This is a genomic window from Streptosporangium becharense, from assembly GCF_014204985.1.
In the GTDB taxonomy this organism is placed as follows: Bacteria; Actinomycetota; Actinomycetes; order Streptosporangiales; family Streptosporangiaceae; genus Streptosporangium; species Streptosporangium becharense.
In genome coordinates this window covers 489,892-508,612 of record NZ_JACHMP010000001.1, presented here as the reverse complement: position 1 = coordinate 508,612, position 18,721 = coordinate 489,892, and the positions used below count along the sequence as shown (strand labels likewise).

The window sequence follows — 18,721 nt, the reverse complement described above, 5'->3', positions numbered from 1 at the left end:
TGAACGGCAGCTGTCCTGCTCCTAGCGTCCGACTATCCCCCGCCGTACCTTTCCGAGGTGGTCCCATGGCATACGCGAAAACCGCGACCGTTGCCGTCGTACTCGCGCTCACCACCGCCTGCTCCTCTGGAGGAACCACGCCCCAAACCGACGACTCCCTGCTCTGGGCCGTCAACAACCCGCCCAACAGCCTGGACATCGCGCACGGTTTCAACAACGCCTCGACCCTCATCCAGACCGCGGTCCTCGACACAATGGTCACCCTCGACGCCCGCGGCGTCCCTGCGCCCCGGCTGGCGACGCAGTGGACGCAGCCGGACCCGGCCACCTACCTGTTCACGCTGCGCAAGGGCGTTCGCTTCGCCGACGGCACCCCGCTGACGGCCGACGACGCGGCGTTCTCCCTGCGCCGCCACCTGGATCCGAAGGTCGCCTCGCAGGCGGCCAGCTACTTCACGACGGTCAAGCAGGTCGAGGCGGTCGGCGACGACCAGGTCAAGGTCACGCTGAAGCGGCCGAACTCCGCGTTCCTCGCCATGTCGGCGATCGCCTGGCAGGTGACGCCACGTAAGCTGGCCGAGGCGCATCCCCAGGACCTGGGCAGCCCCGAGGTGGGCACGATGGGCACCGGCCCCTTCAAGGTGACGAAGTTCTCGCTCACCTCAGGCGTGGTCCTGGAGCGCAACGAGTCGTACTGGGGCCGCAAGCCCGCGCTGCGCAGGGTGGAGTTCAAGACCATCACCGACCCGGAGACGCTGCGGCTGGCGGTCAGGTCGGGCGAGGTGGACGCCACCGACGGCCTCTACGTCCGCGACGCGCGCAAGTGGACCGGCCTGCCCGGCGTCAAGACGATCTTCTACCCGGGCAACAACATCGGCTACCTGTCGCTGGCGGTCAAGACGGGCCCGCTGAAGGATCTGCACGTGCGGCGGGCCATCGCGTACGCGATCAACCGCAAGGCGGTGGCGGACCTGATGACCGCCGGTCACGGCACGCCGGCGGCGACCATGCTACCGAGCCCGCAGCTGGCGGCACTGTACGGCGACGGCCTCCCGGCCCTGCCGGCCTATCCCTACGACGTGCAGGCGGCCAAGGCCGAGCTGGCCAAGTCCGCCCACCCGCAGGGGTTCGAACTGGAGGTGCCGTACGCCAGCACCGGTGACGGCGGCACGGTCATGCAGGCCGTGGCCTCCGACCTGGCCAAGATCGGCATCAAGCTCATCCTGCAGCCGAGCCCCGTCGACCAGTACCGGGCACGGGTGATGCAGCACGACCGCCTGTCGATCCAGTACGTCAACCTGGCCTACGGCACGCCCGATCCGCTCGAGGTCCTGCCCGACATGGTCAGCCGCGCCGCGGCCGAGCCGGAGGGCTTCAACTTCTCCGGCTACGGCACCGCCGCCACCGACAAGCAGCTGGACACCCTGGCCTCGACGACCGGTCAGGAGAGAAAGGAGCAGGTCACCGCGCTGCTGACGGAGATCGCCGAACAGGTGCCGTACATCCCGCTGTTCTACACCGACCAGGCCGTCGCGCTGAACGAGAAGTTCACGGGCACGTTCACCACCTGGTCCACGGACGGCATCGCCTCGCTCCGCCCGGCGGGCCGCTGACATGGCGGTCATCAAGCGCCTGTGCGCCGCCGTACTCCTGCTCGGGGTCCTGTCCGTGCTCACCTACGGGCTGCTCGCGGTGGCGCCGGGCGGTCCCGAGCAGGTGCTGCTCGGCGGGCGCCCGTCCACGCCGGAGACCAGGGCGGCGATCCGCGAGCAGTACCACCTGGACGATCCGTTCCCGGTCCGTTACGCGCGCTGGCTGGGCGACGCGCTGCAGGGTGACTTCGGCACCTCGATCTCCTCACGCGAGCCGGTCACCACGATGATCGCCGACCGGCTGCCGGTGACCGCCGGGCTGGCGGGCTACGCGCTGGTGCTGACGGTCGTGGTGGGCGTGCCGGCCGGGCTGATCGCGGCGATGCGCCGCGGCGGCAGACTGGATCAGGGCATCACGCTGGCGTCGCTGGTGGCGTTGTCGATCCCGTCGTTCGCGCTGAGCATCCTGCTGCTGTACGGCTTCGCGGTCGCGCTGGACTGGTTCCCGGTCTTCGGCGCCGGTGACACCCCGATGGACCGTCTCGTGCATCTCACGCTGCCCGCGATCGCGCTGGCCGCCGCGCAGGCGGCGATCGTCGTCAGGCAGATGCGCGCCGCCGCACTCGACCTGGCCGCGCAGGACTTCCTGACCTTCGCCAAAGCGCGTGGCCTGCCCCGGCGACGGGTGTGGGTCAGTTACGCGCTGCGCAACGCGGCGCTGCCCGTGCTGACGGTGGGCGGGCTGCTGCTGGCGGCCAACCTGACCGGCTCGGTCTTCGTCGAGCAGGCATTCGGGCTGCACGGGCTGGGTGCGCTGCTGATCGGCGCGGTCGGCCAGAAGGACATCCCGGTGGTGCAGGCGCTGGTGCTGCTCGGCGGGGCAATCGTGATCATCGTGAACCTGCTGATCGACCTGGCCTACGTGGCCGTCGATCCCCGGGTCAGGCACAAGGCGGCTGCGGCATGAGGGCGATCCTGGTGGCCGTACTGGGCCTGGCGCTGGTGGCGGCCGTGGCCGGTTCGTGGCTGGCGCCGTACGATCCCGCCGCGCAGGATCTCGCGCTCGGCGCAACCGGCCCGAGCGCCGCGCACTGGCTCGGCACCGACGACCTGGGCCGCGACGTGCTGTCGCGGCTGCTGGCCGGCGCCGGCTCCGCGCTGATGTGGCCGGTGCTCGTCGCGGTCTGCACGATGGTGCTGAGCACGGCGCTCGGGCTGCTGGCCGGCTACCGGCTGGGCTGGGTGGACGCGCTGATGATGCGCACGGTCGACCTGGCGATCGCGATGCCGGGAATGCTCGTGCTGATCGTGGTGGTGGGCGTGCTCGGTGGCGGGTACGGCTGGGCGGTGCTGGCCATGGCGTTGCTGTTCACGCCCGGTGACATCCGGGTGATCCGCAGCCTCACCATCGCCCAGCGTGAGCTGGCCTACGTCGAGGCCGCCCGCACGCTCGGCCTGCCCGCGTCGCGGATCATGTTCCGGCATCTGCTGCCGAATCTGGCGCCCACGGTGGTGGCCAGCGCGCTGCTGAGCTTCGTGGCGGCGTTGGTGGCGCTGGCGGGCCTGTCGTTCCTGGGGATCGGGCTGCCCGCCGGCACGCCCGACTGGGGCCTGATGATCGAGGAGAACCGCGGGCTGCTGGATCTGAACCCGTGGGCCTCGATCGCACCCGCGGCTCTGATCACCGTGGTCGCGTGCGCGGCCACCCTGCTGGGCGACCGCGTGTTCGAGTCGCTGTCGAAGGGAGGACTGCGGTGAGGATCTCCGGGCTGCGCATCTCCGGATCCGGGCTCATCGTCGACGGCGTGGACCTGGAGGTCTCCAGCGGCGAGACCGTGGGCCTGGTCGGCGAGTCGGGCAGCGGCAAGTCACTCACCGCGCGGGCCGCCGCGGGCCTGCTGCCCAAGGGGCTGCGCGCCACCGGCTCGGTCACGCTCGACGGCCGGGAACTCCTCGGCACGCGTGAGCGGGTGTGGCGCTCGGTGCGCGGCACCCGGGTGAGCCTGCTCATGCAGGACCCGTTCGCCATGCTGAATCCCCTGCGTACGGCGGGTGCCCACATCGCCGAGTCGATGCGGGGGCGCCGGGACCGGGCGGAGGTGCTGCGCCGGCTGGCCGAGGTGGGCATCGACGATCCGGACGTGGCGAGGCGCCACCCGTTCCAGCTGTCGGGCGGCATGCGGCAGAGGGTGGCGCTGGCCGCCGCGCTGGCGGCGGACCCCGAGCTGCTGATCGCCGACGAGCCCACCACGGCACTGGACGCCACGACGCAGCACGAGATCCTCATGCTCATCAAGGACATCCAGCGGACGCGCGGGATGGGCGTGCTGCTGATCACCCACGATCTGCGGGTGGCCTTCGAGCTGTGCGACCGGGTGGCGGTCATGTACGCCGGGCGCATCATCGAGCAGGGGCCGGCCGCCGAGATGGGCAAGGAGCCGGCCCATCCGTACACGGCGGGACTGCTGGCCGCCGTGCCGACCGTCGAGCGGCGGCTACCCCGGCTGACCGGCATCAGGGGCAGCGTGCCCGCCGCGGCGGAGGTGAGTGACGTGTGCGCGTTCGCCGCCCGCTGCGACCAGGCGACGCCCGAGTGCGCGCACACCCGGCCGCCGCTGCGCGAGCTGCGTCCGGACCGGCTCACGGCCTGCCTGCACGAGGTGCGTCCCCGGATCCTCCCCGAGGAGGGGCCGCGGGACCGCCGCGAGATCGGCGCCGAGGAGGTGCTGCGCGTCACCGAACTGCGCAAGGCGTACGGCTCGTACGTCGCGCTGGGCGGTGTCTCCCTGCACGTCAACCGCGGCGAGAGCGTCGGTGTCGTCGGCGGTTCCGGATCGGGCAAGACCACGCTCGCCCGCTGCGTCCTGGGCCTGGTCAGGCCGGACGCGGGCACGATCGAGCTGGCCGATCCGCTTCAGCCGCGGCACCGGCTGGTGCAGTGCGTCTTCCAGGACCCGTCGACCTCGCTCAACCCGGCCCTGACGGTCGGCGCTACGCTGGCGGAGGCGGCGGCCCAGGGGCCGGCGAAGGGCGGGCTCACCGTGGCCGAACTGCTCGAGCTGGTGGGGCTGCCGGCCACGTACGCGAGCAGGCGGCCGGCCGGGCTGTCGGGTGGGGAGCGGCAGCGGGTGGCCATCGCCAGGGCGTTGTCCGTGCAGCCGGCGCTGCTGATCTGCGACGAGCCGGTGGCCTCGCTGGACGTCTCGGTCCAGGCGCATGTCCTGGAACTGCTGCGGGAGGTCGGCACCAGCATGGTGTTCATCACTCACGACCTGGCGGTGGTCAGGCAGATGGCCGACCGGCTGGTGGTGCTCTCACGCGGTGAGGTGGTGGAGAGCGGCGACACGGCTCAGGTGCTCGACGCCCCGGCGCACGACTACACGCGCAGACTTGTGGCCTCCGCACCCGCCACGCCCTGACATTCCATCTTTTCGTACCTAGCGCCCGCGACGGCGGGCAAGGGAGGCTGACGCTATGCATGACCTGCTGCTTCGTGACGGGACCGTCCACGACGGGCTCGGGGGGGCGCCGCAGCACGCCGACGTCGCGATCGCCGACGGACGCGTGGTCGCCGTCGGGCACGGCCTCGGCCCGGCCCGGCGCGTGATCGACGTCTCCGGCCTGCTCGTCAGCCCGGGGTTCGTCGACCCGCACAGCCACTCCGACACCGTGCCCTTCCTACAGGAGCCGCAGCCGTTCAAGCTGCTGCAGGGCGTGACCACCGAGATCGTGGGCAACTGCGGTTTCTCGTGCGGCCCGGCCGACCCGGAGATGAGGGGCCTGGTGCCCGCCGAACTGGCCAGCGCGTCCTTCCCCACGTTCGGCGAGTACCTGGACGCGGCCGAGGCGGCCGGGCCGAGCAACAACCTAGCCGTGCTGGTCGGGCACAACACGCTGCGCCTGGCCGCGGCGGGGATGAGCAGCGAGATCACGCCGGACCGGCTGGCGCACATGTGCGAGCTGGCCGCGCAGTCCTTCGAGGCGGGCGCGGTGGGGTTGTCGAGCGGCCTGGAGTACGTGCCGGGCGCCTACGCGGACCTGGAGGAGCTGGTCGCGCTCGCGCTGGTGGCCAAGCGCTGGGAACTGCCGTACGCCACGCACATGCGCAGCGAGAGCGAGGGCCTGGCCGACGCCCTCGACGAGGCGATCGCGGTGGCGAAGCGGGCGGGCGTCCGGCTGCAGGTCTCGCACTGCAAGGCCTCGGGACGGGCGGTGCACGGCGCCTCCGCGATGGTGCTGGACAAGCTCGCCCAGGCCCGCCGCGCGGGCGTGGACGTGCGCGCGGACGTCTATCCCTACCTCGCCTTCGGCACCGTGCTGGTCGCGGTGCTGCCTCCGGTCGCGTGCGAGGGCGGCGAGCAGGCGCTGCTCGCGCGGCTGGCCGACCCGGCCGAGCGCGCGGCGCTGCGCGCGCTCGCCGAGAGCCCGGACACCGGCACCGGCGTCGGCTTCTGGCGCGAACTGCACCCCTCGGACGTGCAGATCCTCGTCCACAACGATCCGGGCGTCGAGGGCAAGCGGCTGGCCGACTTCGGCGGCGACCCGTGGGAGGCGCTGTGCGACCTGCTCAGGTTGGACCCGCACGCAAGCGGCGTCTTCCACACCATGCACGAGCGGGACCTGGCCGCGTTCCTCGCCGACCCGCTGATCTCCATCGGCTCCGACGGCGGGCCTCCGGTCGGCCCCAACCATCCGCGGACGTTCGGCTCCTTCCCCACCTACCTCGGCACGTACGTCGAGAAGGAGGACATGCCGGAGGCGATCCGCAAGGTCAGCTCCGCCGTCGCCGCCCAGTTCGGCCTGACCGGACGCGGCTGGCTGGGGCCCGGCGCGATCGCCGACCTCTGTGTCTTCGACCCGGACACGATCGGCCACGCGGGCACCTACGAGCAGCCTGACGTGCGGCCGACCGGCGTGGAGCACGTCTTCCTGGCCGGCCGCCAGGTGATCGCCGACGGCGAGTTCACCGGCGGCAGGCACGGCCGGATGCTCAGGCGGGGCGCCCGGTGACGGCGCGCGGGCGGGTCACGCTCGGTGTGCTGATCGACAGCCTCGGCCCCGGCGTGGTGCGTCCGCTGGCGCTGCCGCACGGCCGGGAACCGCTGGTGGGAACCCCGGTCATCTACGACCCCGAAGGGCCGCAGGCCGGGCTCGACGGCGCGGTCCTGCTGGTGGCCGGCCGCCCGTCGGCCGAGATCCTGGCCCGCGCGGGCGAGAGCGGCGTGGCCGTCGTCGTGGTCAAGCCGGGCACCTGCGACGAGCAGGCGCTGGCCACCGCGGCCGAGGCGGCGGGCACGGCGCTGCTCGCCGCACCGGCCGAGCTGTCCTGGGGGCAGCTCTACACGCTCGTCGACGCCCTGCTCGCGATGGTCGCCCCGGCCGAGGACCCGGGCGCCGCGCGGGCCGCAGACCTGTTCGTGCTGGCCAACGAGGTGGCGGTCCGGGTGGGTGGCGCGGTGGCGATCGAGGATCTGGCGATGCGGGTGCTCGCCTACTCCACGGTCGAGGGCCAGCGCATCGACGAGCTGCGCAAGGAGGGCATCCTGGGCCGCCGGGTGCCCGAGCACCCGACCAACGCCGAGGAGTACGCGACCGTGCTGCGTGCCGACGGGGTGGTCTGGAGCTATGAGCCGCGCGAGTTCTACCCCCGCCTGGCCATCGCGGTCCGAGCGCACGGCGAGGCGCTCGGCACGATCTGGGTGGTGCAGGCGGAGGAGCCGCTGGCTCACGACGCCGCCGCGGTGCTCGAGGAGGCGGCCGCGGCCGCGGCGCCGCACCTGGCGCGCATCAACCTGGCCGCCGACGAGGCGCGGCGCCGGCGCGACGAGTGCCTGGGCTGGCTGCTGCGCGGTATCGGCGCGGTCGACGAGCTGGCCACCTCCTTCGGTCTGCTGCCGGGCGAACCGGTGACGGTCGTGACCCTGGGCCCCCATGCGGGCTCGGCCGACGTCTTCGCCGCGACGCACGCCGCCGACCTGCTGCGCACCGCGTTCGTGGCCTACCGGATCAGGGCCGCGACCGGCGCGGTGAACGGCCGCGCCTACGCGATCGTCGCGGCTGAGGCGTCCGCGCCGCTGCTGCGCAGGATCACCGTGGACACCCTGGCCAGGGTAAGCGAGCGGCTGGGCGGCGGCTGGCGGGCCGGCATCGGCCGTACCGCCGCCTCCGTCGCCGCCGTGCCCGTCGGCGCGCGCCAGGCGGAAGAGGCGCTGCGCGCGGTCTGCGGACCGTTCACCCAGGAGCTGGCCGGCTCGCACGAGGAGTTGTCGGCCGCGTTGTTCCTCATGGACATGGAGGCCGTGCTGCGGTCCAAACCCTCCCTGTCCGGTGAGCCGCTGGCGCTGATCGCCGCGCACGACGCCAGGCACGGCACCCACTACGTGCACAGCCTGACCGTCTGGATCGGTGCCCACTACGACGTGCCCCGCGCGGCCGAGCTGTTGTCGCTGCATCCCAACACGCTGCGGTACCGGCTGCGCAGGATCGGCGAGTTGATCGCGCTGGACGACCCGGACACGCGGCTGGTGCTCGCCCTCCAGTTGAGGCTGAGCGGCGCCACAAAGCAGGCCGGGTGAAGTTCGGCGTGGACGCCAACGCCTCGGGCTGCGCGTGCCGCGATGCTGAGGAGCATGACCGAACTTCTCACCTCCGCCCCGGCCGGGGCCGGGGTCAAGGTCCGTTCCCTTCACGGGATAGAGGCGCTGCAGCGCGCTGACCGGCTGTTGCGCGAAGTCTGGGGGACCAGACGTGGTGACGACCCGCCGATAGCCCTCGACCTGCTGTGCGCGTTCTCCCACACCGGCGGGTACGTGGGCGGCGCCTTCCTCGGCGGCGAGCTCGTCGGGGTGGCGGCGGGGTTCCTGGCGGCCGGACGAAGTCTGCACTCGCACATCACGGGCGTGGCCGCCGGGGCACGCGGGTGCGGCGTGGGTCGTGCGCTCAAGGAACACCAGCGGGCCTGGGCGGCCGAGCACGGGCTCGTCGCGGTGTCCTGGACGTTCGACCCGTTGCTGCGGCGCAACGCCTTCTTCAACCTGACCCGCCTGGGTGCCCGGGTCGTCGGCTACCTGCCCGATTTCTACGGGCCGATGAGCGACGGCATCAACGACGGCGGGCCGTCCGACCGGCTCTTCGTCACCTGGCCGACCGAGGCGGCCGCTTCCCCGCCGGTTTCGGATCACGACGGAGTGGTCGTGGTGGACGAGACGGGGGCCGTGCAGGAGGCCGGGGACGCGCCGCTGCTGCGGTGCGCGACCCCGGCGGACGTCGAGTCGCTGCGTGCGACGGACCCGGCGGCGGCCAGGCGGTGGCGGGCGGCGCTGGAGAGCGGGCTCGGCGGCGCGCTCGACAGGGGATACCGGGTCACCGGGTTCACCCGCTCCGGCTGGTACGTGCTCGCCCATGGAGGTGCCGCGTGAAGCTCGACGCCGTCGAACTGCGCGAGGTCGCGCTGCCGCTGGTCAGCCCGTTCCGTACCTCGCTCGGCACCCAGACGGTACGCACCGCGCTGCTCGTGCGAGTGCTCAGCGAGGAGGGCGAGGGCTGGGGCGAGTGCGTGGCCGAGGACGAGCCGGCGTACTGCCCCGAATACCTCGCCGGGGCCGCCGACGTGATCAAGCGGTTCATGATCCCGGCGCTGGCCCCGCTCGACCTGCACCCGGCGGCGGTCGGCCCCGCGCTGCGGCACCTACGCGGGCATCCGATGGCCAAGGCGGCCGTGGAGATGGCGGTGCTGGACTGCTGGTTGCGGGTACACCGCACGAGCCTGGCCGACCATCTGGGAGGGGTGCGGCGGCGCGTGCGCGTGGGCGTCTCGGTGGGCATCACCGAGACCGTCGACGCGCTGCTGGACACCGTGGACAAGTATCTGACCGCCGGCTACGCCAGGATCAAACTGAAGATCGAGCCCGGCTGGGACCTCGAGCCGGTCAGGGCGGTGCGCGAGACGTTCGGCGCCGGCGTGATGCTCACCGTCGACGCCAACACCGCCTACCAGCCCGGCGACCTCAGGCACCTGGCGAAACTCGACGCGTACGGGCTCGCACTGGTCGAGCAGCCCTTCGCCCCTGACGACCTGCACGCGCACGCCGCGCTCGCCGCCCGCATGGACACGCCCGTCTGCCTGGACGAGAGCATCACCAGCGCGCGCGACGCGGCCACGGCCATCCGGCAGGGCGCCTGCTCGATCATCAACATCAAGCCCGGCCGCGTCGGCGGCTATCTGGAGGCGCGCCGCATTCACGACTTGGCCCAGGCGAACGGTGTGCCGGTCTGGTGCGGCGGCATGCTGGAGACCGGCCTGGGCCGGGCCGCCAACCTGGCGCTGGCCAGTCTGCCCGGCTTCACGCTGCCGGGTGACATCTCCGCCACCGAGCGGTACTACCACCGCGACATCACCCGCCCGTTCGTGCTCGACGGCGGTGAGATGCCGGTTCCGGCCGAGCCCGGTCTCGGCGTGCTGCCCGAGGAAGCTGCTCTGGAGGCCTGCACGACGGCGGTGGAGACCGTGAGCTGCGAACTCTGAACGGCCGTTCCACGTTCTGAACGGGCTTGCGGCAAAGTTGCGTGTTCATCGAAGAGGGCGTCGATCGCAGATCATCGAGATCGCGATCGACGCCCTCGCGGTGCTCGGCCACATCGAGGAGGAGCACCTGGCGGTGCCCCGCACGGCGGTCGAGGTCGCCATGCGGGGCCCGTGTTCCCTGTGGGGGCTAGCGTCTGCCGTACAGGGCCATTCTGCTGATCATGGCGTCGGCGGCGAGGTGGTAGCAGACCGTCACGCAACCCAACACCTCCGTGGGCGTGGCGAAGGTGGCGGCGAGCGTCTTGTCGGCGATCCTGCGCACGCCCGGGATCTGCGCTCCCAGCTCGGCCGCGGGTGTGCTCGGCATGTCGATCTCCAGCTCCAGAACCTCGGGCATCTGGAGTGGTGTCAGCTCTGCGGCCCCCCGTACGGTCTCCGCCGCCGCCTCCCGGATCAGCCGCCTGGCCTCGGCCGGCGAGAGGCTGTCGGCGGCGGTGTGCCCGTGCGCGACCTTCACGGCGACCGCCCGCACGCCGGGGAAGGCCTTCTCTGCGACGCCGCAGATGACGTCGTCGCCGGTGAGCAGCCCCACCGGAACGCCGACCGCGGCGGCCTGCAGCGCGTTGACCTCGGCCTCCGACACCGGCCGGCCGTTGAGCCGCACCTCGTAGAAGTGTGAGGAGTAAGTGTGGGCGAGCACGCCCGGCGAGCCGGCGGCGGCGTGGTAGCCGAGGAACATGGCCACGTCGTGCTCGGCCGAGATGCCCTCGGCCATGCAGTCCAGCTTGGGAGTGCCGAAGATCAGCCGGGCACGCGGATCGAGCTCCTCGTGCAGCAGGTTGTCCATGGTGCCGTGGCTGTCGTTGACCAGGACGCTGTCGGCTCCGGCCGCGAACGCGCCTTCGATGGCGGCGTTGGCCTCGGCGGTCATCAGCCGCTGCGATCGCGGATACCCGTGGCCGCCGCGGGAGACCTGGTCCATGGTGGCGACGCCCGCCACGCCTTCCATGTCGATGGAGATGTAGACCCGCATCGGCTGCTCCTTTTCCTCAGATGTGATCACAGCGTGTCACTGTGGGCGGCGGCGGGCTTTGTCGCGGGGGCCGAAACCACGCCCACGCCTTTGGCCTGCCGTACCGCGGAGGGGATCACGAAAGCGGCGCCGACGGCCAGCAGGCCGAGTCCCGCGGACAGCAGGTAGGTGTCGACGAAGCTGCTCTCGGTGGGGACTCCCGCCACCGAGCCGGCCGCCAGCACCATGGCGCCGAGTTGCGCTCCGAAGGTGCCGCCGATGCTCTTGGCGACGAAGACCACGCCGCTGACCCCGGCCGCGCGGTCGGCGGGCACGTCGGCGGCCACGGCGTTGAGCGCGGCGGTGAGGCCGATCGACCCGCCCAGTCCCATGATCGTCACTCCGGCCACGATCTCCCACGGGGAGGAGTGCCAGAAGGCGAGCATGGCGGTGCCGGCGCAGACGAGCCCACTGCCGAGCACCAGCACGGCGCGCCGCCCGAGGAGCCTGGACATCGGCCCGACCAGCGGTGCGATCACGGTGCCCGCGACGCCCATCGGGAACATGTAGATCCCGATCCACAGGATGTCGGCACCCAGGCCGTACCCGGTCTCGACGGGCGCGGCCAGCATCATCGGCAGGGCGACCACGAGCCCGAAGGAGGCGAAGCCGAACACGAACCCCATCGTGGTCACCCCGGCCGGAGTGCGTCCGGCCAGCAGTCGCAGGTCCACGAGCGGGTCGGCGGAGCGCAGCTCGATGACCGCCCACAGTCCCAGCGTCAGCGCCGCGGCCGTGAACAGGGCGAGGGTGGCGGGAGCCGTCCAGCCCCAGCTGGAGGCGGTGGTCAGGCCCAGCATGAGCAGGGCAAGGCCGCCGCCGAGCAGCAGCCCGCCGGCCCAGTCGACGCGACCGGCGGCCGCGCGGGGCGTGGCGGGCACCACGAACCAGGCCCAGAGTGCGGCCACCAGCGCACCGGCCAGGGCCAGGATGAACAGCCACCGGTAGCCGAGAGCCGCGCTGATCGGCCCGGCGAGGATGAGGCCGAGCGCGCTGGCCAGGGCGGCGACGCCGATGACCAGGCCGTTGCCGGTGGCGGCCTGTTCGGGTTCGAGGGTGTCGCGGAACAGCCCCACGGTCAGGGGCAGCATGCCCAGCCAGACGCCCTCCACCGCCATGCCGGCGATCAGCACGGTGACGTTGGGCGCCAGGGCGGTGAGGAGGACTCCGGCGCTGGTGATCGCCATCAGCGTGAGCAGCAGCCGCCGTTTGTCGTACATGTCGGCCAGGCGGCCGACGATCGGGGTGCTGATCGCCGAGCTGATCAGCGAGCCGGTGAAGATCCAGGCGAGCGCCTCCGGCGAGGCGGCCAGTTCCCGTTGGATCAGCGGGAGCGCGGGTGAGAGGGTCATCTCCATGGTTTGGAGGACGCCGATGAACAACACCGGCGCGCCGATGATGCCGAAGCCGGATCTGGACATGGTGCTGCCTTTCAGGTGGGGTGACGTGCGGCCGCGCGTTCCCCCGAACCCGCGGCCCGGCTATGCCTGGCCGAGCACCCTGGACGTGACCAGGGATCGCGCGACGTCGACGAAGAATTCCTCGGAGCTGTCGTGGGCACCGAGTACGACGCTCTGCCCGAGCCCGGACAGCAGCGCCTTGAGCGCGCGGGCCAGACGCACGGCCTGCTCACCCGTGACGGGCGCCTTGCCGTGCTCGCGGCCGACGAACAGCGCGGCGAGGTCGGTCTCGGTCGATCGGACCGAGGCGTTGAGCCTGCCGAGCAGCTCTGGATCGTTGAGGACGAGGTCGAGAACGCGTGTCTCGAACAGTAGCTTTCCGGCGGCCTCGGGGTCGGCCGACATCCGCCAGAACTGGCGAGCGACCTCGGCCACGACCTCCTCAAGTGGCAGGTCGGGACCGAGGGGCTCGATCGATCGCAGGTCGAGGGGGCCGGCGTAGTCGTCGACCATGGCGACCATCAGGTTGTTCTTGCCGCCGAACAGAGAGTAGACCGCACCCGTCGTCAGGCCGGCAAGCTCGGCGATGTCCTCCAGCTTCGCCTTGGAACCCTCCTGCCCGACGACCTCGCGCGCCGCGTCGATCAGCGCGCGCTTGTTGGCCGCCTTGCTTTCCGCCCTGGTCAGCCGCATGTCGTCGACATCTCCTCATCTCTGGTTAGCCAAACGATAATCTGCTTTACTTCAATAATCCAGATTATCGGAAGGCTGAAAATGGATGTCGACCAGCACATGAGCCGGGTGCCGGACTACACGGCGTTCCCCACCGTGGACCAGATGCGCGCCGAGCTCGACGAGCTCGCCGCCGCCCACCCCGACCTGGTACGGCTGCGCCGCATCGGCACCTCGCGCCTGGGTGAGCCGCTGCGTGTGGCGACCATCGGCGCCGGCCGCCACAACGCCGTGATCATCGGCGGGCCGCACCCCAACGAGCCCATCGGCTCGCTCACCGTCAGCAGCCTGCTGCGTCAGCTCATCGAGGACGCCGCGCTGCGCGAGGACTTCGGCTACCGCTGGCACCTCATCCCCTGCGTCGACCCCGACGGCGCCCGGCTCAACGAGGGCTGGTACGTACGGCCGGGCGACCGCCGCGCCTACGCCGAGCACTTCTACCGCCCCGCCGAAGCCGACCAGGTCGAATGGACGTTCCCGCTGACCGGCGAGAAGTACTTCTTCGACCGCACCATGCCGGAGACCGAGGCGCTGATGCGGCTGATGGACGAGGTCGAGCCCGACTTCGTCTACTCCCTGCACAACGGCGAACTGCAAGGGGCGTTCTACTACCTCAGCAAGGACGAGCCCGCGCTCGCCGCCCGTCTGGCCGCCATCGCGACCGCCCAGGGGCTGCCCCTGCACATGGGTCCGCCGGAGGTGCCGAGCGCGGTTCCGATCGGCCCCGCCGCCTACCGGACCCCGAGGGGCGCCGAGCTGGGGGCGATCTACGGCATCGGCGGCGGCAGCGTCGACTACGCCGACCGCTTCGACGCCCTGCACCTGATCGCCGAACTGCCCTACTGGGCCGACCCCCGCATCGCCGACGAGACCCCCACCGACCAGGAGTACGGCGAGACGATCCGGGCCGCTCTCGCCGCGCAGCGTGCCCTGATCACCGAGCTGGCGCAGTCCGTGTCGGTGGTCAGGGCAGAGCTGACCGTGCGCTCACCGTTCCGTTGTGCCCTGGAGGACTTCCTCGCCTGCCACGACGAGTTCATCTCCGAGTGGGAGTCCTTCCCCGGCACCGACCGGCCCGCCACGGTCGCCGAGGCGCTCGGCAACCGGCAGCTCGTGCACATCATGCGGCTGCGATACTGCGGCACCTATCTGCGCATGCTGGACGCCGAACTCGGCGCGGGCAACCAGACCCCCGCCATCCGGGCCGAGCGAGCCCGCTTCGGCGCGCGCTTCGACGAGTGGTTCGCCGAGGCCGAAGCCGACGCGACGGCCACCCCCATCCCGATCCGCACGCTGGTCGCCGTGCAGCTCGGCGCGGCCCTGCTCGCGGCGGAGGCGGCGAAGCGGAAGCCCTGATCTGAGCGACGCCGCATCAGGTCGTCTTCTTCACGGCGACGGCCGGGACGGAACGCGAGAACGTCCGCGAAGCCTCCGACCGCAAGAAGACGGTGAACGCCGCACGCGCAGGACCGCCCCCACGTGTGCGAGCCGTCAGTCGTTCCTGAAGGGGTCGTGCTCGGCCAGCAGCTTGTCCAGCCTGGCCTGGTCGACCCGGCTGACGACACTGGCCTCCTCGTTCCGGTCCCGGACGCACTTGGCGAGCGTGAACGTCGACGTCACCACGTACAGCAGCCCCAGGCCCATGAAGGCCCGCACCCAGGCGGTCACGGGCAGGTAGGCGATCCCCAGCCCCAGGGCCGTCACCGACAGCCCGAACGAGATGACGGCCTGGATGTAGAAAGCGGTTGTCGTCGTGGTCTTCACCGGCTGTGTCATACGGGCCATCCTCGCGAGGGCCCGCCCGCGGGTCGTGAGCACGGCTACTCAGTTACCGGTGAGTATGACCACCCTGGCGTCGCCGCCGGGAGCGCAGGCCGGCCGGGGGGCGGTGCGTACGCCGGGGAAAACTGGCCCGCGCTCGCCGACGGCCCGCCCGGCGCGGGCCGACCCGGGCATACTGCACCACATGTCTCCCTTTTGAGAGAGCCCGCATGACTGATTTGGGAAAGCCCGTATGACTGACAAAACCGCTCTGGGTGACCGCATCAAGGGCTACGAGCAGCCGACCCGCATGGTGCTGCCGCGCCGCACCTTCTCCGTGGTCCGCGTGGACGGCCGCTCCTTCCACCGTTTCCTGCGGCACGCGGACAGGCCGTACGACTTCGCCGTGGTGAGCGCCATGAACGCCGTCGCCGAAGCCCTGTGCTCGGAGATGTCCGGCGCCGTGTTCGCTTTCACCCAGTCCGACGAGTGCTCGGTCCTCCTCACCGACTTCGACGCCCACGGCACTCAGCCGTGGTTCGGCGGGGTCGTGCAGAAGATCACCAGCATCGCCGCATCCGTCGCCACGGTCGCGTTCAACCGCGCGTACCGCGGCGGTCGCGATGACGCCCACGCCATGTTCGACGCCCGCGTGTTCACCATTCCCGACCCGGTCGAGGTCGCCAACTACTTCCTGTGGCGGCAACGCGACTGCGTCCGCAACAGCGTCACCATGGCCGCCCAGGCGGTGTTCTCGCACAAGCAGCTCCACGGTGTCTCCACCGGCCGGATGCAGGAGATGCTGTCGTCCCAGCACGGCATCGACTGGAACGACTACCCCGCCGCGGTGAAGCGCGGCCGGGTGTGCGTCCGCCGCACGGCGGAGGAACTCCTCACGTATGTGGACGGGCGGACCCAGCAGGAAGCCACCGCTCTCGCGGTCCGCTCCCGGTGGGTGTCCGAGGCGGCTCCGCAGTTCACCGCCGACCCGGGCGGGTGGCTCGCACAGGTCATCCCGCCGCCGCCGTCCCTGGCGCTGCCCGCGCCGGAGGAGACCGCCCACGTCTGACACGGGGTACGGCGGGGGCGATCACGGTCGCCGGCCCCGGCCCTCGCTCAGCGCGACGGTTGCAGGACCACAGGGAGCTCCTCGAGGCCGCGCACGATGACCGCGGGCTTGTACCGGATCTGCTGTCGGGATACGGCGAGGCTGATGTCCGGATACCGCCGCAACAGTGTTCGCAGCGCGGTCTTCCCTTCGAGGCGGGCGAGGGCCGCGCCGAGGCAGTGGTGGATCCCGCGACCGAAGGAGATGTGCGCGTTGTCGCCCCGGCGGATGTCGAGGGCATCCGGATCGTCGAACACCTCGGGGTCGCGGTTCGCCGCTCCCAGCGCCATGAGGATCGGCTCCCCGGCGGGGATGACGACGCCGCCGACACGCACGTCCTCTGTCGGGAAGCGGAAAATCGTGGTCGCCGTCGGGCCGTCGTATCGGAGAATCTCCTCCATCGCGCTGTCCATGAGCGGGGGGTTCTCCCGCAGGAGCCGCAGCTGGTCGGGGTGGTCGAGTAGGGCGAGCACCCCATTGCCGATCAGGTTGGCGGTGGTCTCGAAGCCGGCGCTGATCAGGCCGAAGACGTTGCCCACCAATTCGTCCTCAGTGAGCTTCCGGTCGCCGTCACGTGCGGCGATGAGCGCGGAGATCACATCGTCCGACGGGTCGGCGCGCTTGACGGTGATGATCTCACGCACATAGGCCATGAGTGACTTCGTCCCCGCGAGGGCCTCCTCGCGGCTCAGGCCGACCAGCGGGTCCATCCACTGGCGCAGTTTGCGGTGGTCGTTGCCGGGAATTCCGAGCACCTCGCCGATGACCATGATGGGCAGCGGGTAGCAGAAGACTCCCAGCAGATCGACTCTCTGGTGAGGGGCGACGTCATCGAGCAGTTGATCGGTGATTCTTTCCACGGTGTCCCGCCAGCCGGCGATTCGGCGCGCGGAGAACACTTTGGAGGCGAGTGTTCGCATTCTGGTGTGGTCCGGCGGGTCCTTGAAGAGTAGTGAGTGCCCCATCTCGGTCCCGGCCCCGTACGCCATCCCGGCGGTGTGGAAATCAGTGTTGGCCGTCTCCTGGTTCACGCTCATTCGCGGATCGTTGTACAGCGCGCGCACATCTTCATACCGGGTGACAAGCCATACGCGGACACCGGGGAACTGCACGGGATGCACCGGTCGGTGCTTCCGCAGCCAGGCGTACGTCGGGTGCGGGTCCTGGTAGAACTCCGGAGCGAAGGGCTCCACGGGTGGTCCGCTCATGCCGATCGGCGATGTGCTCACTGATGATCCTTCAATCTTCTGTCCCGAACCGCGCTTCATCTGCGGGAGAGCGGACGCTCTGCGGGCCGCCGGTGACTTCGTCTTCCGACCGGCTCACACCCTAGTTAAGCGATCTTGTAAAACCCTTGGAGTCGTCGGCGGTGACTTGAACGCGGGCGTGTGTCATCCTTCAACTGTCCGTTTGTCGATGCCGACGTGATCACGCCTTCGGCCGGACGGCTCATCGCCTCTCGCCGCCGGCAAGAGGGATCAAGGAGTTCGCAAGGACGGCGTGTCGACGGCCGGGCGCGGGTGGCGCAAAGCTCGTACGGGCTCGCTGGAGTTCCGCTCCGGCGGGCGGTCAGGCGTGGAGGCTCGGCCCGGCCTCCGTTGGCGGCTTCGGGCCGCCCGGCACCTGTGCCCGGCCGGCGTCGTCGTCCCGACGAGGGGTGCCGGCCGCTGGAGCCCGGGCCGACCTCGGCGGCGCAGGGGCGGGCGACGCCGCCGGCGCTGACGACGGCGTCGAGGACGCGGCGCCGGTGCTGAACGCGGCGCGGAGCCTGTCGGAGACCCCGGCGAGGTTGAGCTCGAAGGTGAACCCCTGCTCGAAGCGGTAGGACCTGTTGACGTCGATCGGGTCGATGCCGTTCAGCGCCTCCTTGGCCGCGCGGATCACCGCGGTGTCCTTGGCGGCGATCTCCCCGGCCACCGCCATCGCGGCGTCGTCGAGCCCGGCGCGTGGGACGACCTCGAGGACCGAGCCGTACCCGGCGAGCTGCCGGGCGGTTATGGTGCGGCCGGTGTAGTAGAGCGTGCGCAACAGATGCGGGGGGACGAGCCGGGAGAGGTGGGTGGCGGCGCCCAGGGCACCCCGGTCGACCTCGGGCACGCCGAAGTACGCGTCGTCGCTCGCCACGATGGTGTCGGCGTTGCCGACGAGGCCGACGCCCCCACCGAGACAGAAGCCCTGAACCGCCGCGACCACCGGGACGGCGCATTCGTAGATCGCCTTGAAGGCGGCGTGGCACCCGCGGTTCGCCCGCAGGAGCGCCTCGAACCCTGGTGTCCGCCGCATTTCCTTGATGTCCACTCCGGCGTTGAAGCCCCGGCCTTCGGCGCGGAGCACGACGACCCGGGTGCCGGGGGCCGCGCCGGCCTCGTCCACGGCGTCCGCCAGTTCACGCCACCCCGCCGCGGGCAGCGCGTTGACGGGCGGGAAGTCCACAGTGATCACGCGGATCCCATGGCGCTCGGTCGAGCTGACGCCCATGTGCCGCCCCCTGCCGAGGTAGTCGGTCAAATGTTTGTTAGGTAGCCTAGGACG

At 71.3% G+C, this 18,721-nt stretch carries 15 protein-coding genes and 1 pseudogene; 10 read left to right on the top strand and 6 right to left on the bottom strand.

What is annotated here, in order from left to right:
- The first annotated feature begins 65 nt into the window (after positions 1-65).
- From F4562_RS02255 to menC, 8 genes are read left to right on the top strand one after another with little or no spacing between them, the layout of a single operon-like run.
- Complete coding sequence (locus tag F4562_RS02255; RefSeq protein ID WP_184540566.1) at positions 66-1,613, top strand: ABC transporter substrate-binding protein; 1,548 nt, start codon at positions 66-68, stop codon at positions 1,611-1,613.
- 1 nt (position 1,614) lies between these two features.
- Positions 1,615-2,559: an ABC transporter permease gene (locus F4562_RS02250; RefSeq protein WP_184540565.1), complete on the top strand. Its 945-nt coding sequence runs from the start codon at positions 1,615-1,617 to the stop codon at positions 2,557-2,559.
- Positions 2,556-3,350 carry an ABC transporter permease gene (locus F4562_RS02245; protein ID WP_184540564.1) on the top strand — a complete coding sequence of 265 codons (795 nt, stop codon included), beginning with the start codon at positions 2,556-2,558 and terminating at the stop codon, positions 3,348-3,350. The genes F4562_RS02250 and F4562_RS02245 overlap by 4 nt, the downstream gene beginning before the upstream one ends.
- A complete protein-coding gene (locus tag F4562_RS02240) occupies positions 3,347-5,011 on the top strand; it encodes an oligopeptide/dipeptide ABC transporter ATP-binding protein (protein WP_184540563.1) in 1,665 nt (554 codons plus the stop codon). The genes F4562_RS02245 and F4562_RS02240 overlap by 4 nt, the downstream gene beginning before the upstream one ends.
- Before the next feature lie 55 nt (positions 5,012-5,066).
- Positions 5,067-6,602, top strand: a complete 1,536-nt coding sequence (locus tag F4562_RS02235) for an N-acyl-D-amino-acid deacylase family protein (RefSeq protein ID WP_184540562.1) — start codon at positions 5,067-5,069, stop codon at positions 6,600-6,602.
- Positions 6,599-8,167, top strand: a complete 1,569-nt coding sequence (locus F4562_RS02230; protein WP_184540561.1) for a PucR family transcriptional regulator — start codon at positions 6,599-6,601, stop codon at positions 8,165-8,167. Before F4562_RS02235 ends, F4562_RS02230 begins: the two co-directional genes overlap by 4 nt.
- 54 nt (positions 8,168-8,221) lie before the next feature.
- Positions 8,222-9,010 (top strand): GNAT family N-acetyltransferase, encoded by a 789-nt coding sequence (locus F4562_RS02225; RefSeq protein ID WP_246473332.1) that lies wholly within the window; start codon positions 8,222-8,224, stop codon positions 9,008-9,010.
- Complete coding sequence (gene menC, locus F4562_RS02220; RefSeq protein ID WP_184540559.1) at positions 9,007-10,116, top strand: o-succinylbenzoate synthase; 1,110 nt, start codon at positions 9,007-9,009, stop codon at positions 10,114-10,116. Before F4562_RS02225 ends, menC begins: the two co-directional genes overlap by 4 nt.
- Positions 10,117-10,303: 187 nt before the next feature.
- Here the strand turns inward: menC and F4562_RS02215 are convergent, their stop codons facing one another.
- The 3 genes from F4562_RS02215 to F4562_RS02205 are packed head-to-tail and all read right to left on the bottom strand — an operon-like array spanning position 10,304 to position 13,281.
- On the bottom strand, positions 10,304-11,149 hold the full coding sequence (locus F4562_RS02215; protein WP_184540558.1) for a M55 family metallopeptidase: 846 nt from the start codon (positions 11,147-11,149) through the stop codon (positions 10,304-10,306).
- A 26-nt stretch (positions 11,150-11,175) separates the two neighbouring features.
- Positions 11,176-12,609, bottom strand: a complete 1,434-nt coding sequence (locus F4562_RS02210) for an MFS transporter (RefSeq protein ID WP_184540557.1) — start codon at positions 12,607-12,609, stop codon at positions 11,176-11,178.
- Positions 12,610-12,669: 60 nt separating this feature from the next.
- Complete coding sequence (locus tag F4562_RS02205; protein ID WP_221206600.1) at positions 12,670-13,281, bottom strand: TetR/AcrR family transcriptional regulator; 612 nt, start codon at positions 13,279-13,281, stop codon at positions 12,670-12,672.
- An 81-nt stretch (positions 13,282-13,362) separates the two neighbouring features.
- Between F4562_RS02205 and F4562_RS02200 the strand changes: the two genes are divergently transcribed.
- Positions 13,363-14,676, top strand: a complete 1,314-nt coding sequence (locus F4562_RS02200) for a M14 family zinc carboxypeptidase (protein WP_184540556.1) — start codon at positions 13,363-13,365, stop codon at positions 14,674-14,676.
- A gap of 135 nt (positions 14,677-14,811) precedes the next feature.
- On the opposite strand, the gene F4562_RS02195 is transcribed toward F4562_RS02200, so the two are convergent.
- Positions 14,812-15,096, bottom strand: coding sequence for a YiaA/YiaB family inner membrane protein (locus F4562_RS02195; protein ID WP_184540555.1), 285 nt, complete (start codon positions 15,094-15,096; stop codon positions 14,812-14,814).
- Between the two features lie 238 nt (positions 15,097-15,334).
- Here F4562_RS02195 and F4562_RS02190 point away from each other — a divergent pair, with 238 nt between their 5' ends.
- Complete coding sequence (locus F4562_RS02190) at positions 15,335-16,150, top strand: tRNA(His) guanylyltransferase Thg1 family protein (RefSeq protein WP_184540554.1); 816 nt, start codon at positions 15,335-15,337, stop codon at positions 16,148-16,150.
- A 47-nt stretch (positions 16,151-16,197) separates the two neighbouring features.
- On the opposite strand, the gene F4562_RS02185 is transcribed toward F4562_RS02190, so the two are convergent.
- Together F4562_RS02185 and F4562_RS02180 are read right to left on the bottom strand one after the other, a co-directional pair.
- Entirely contained in the window at positions 16,198-17,301 is a 1,104-nt protein-coding gene (locus F4562_RS02185) for a cytochrome P450 family protein (protein WP_184540553.1), read from the bottom strand.
- 631 nt (positions 17,302-17,932) lie between these two features.
- Positions 17,933-18,667 (bottom strand): annotated as a pseudogene (locus F4562_RS02180) (enoyl-CoA hydratase family protein); the annotation flags it as partial.
- Positions 18,668-18,721: the final 54 nt, after the last annotated feature.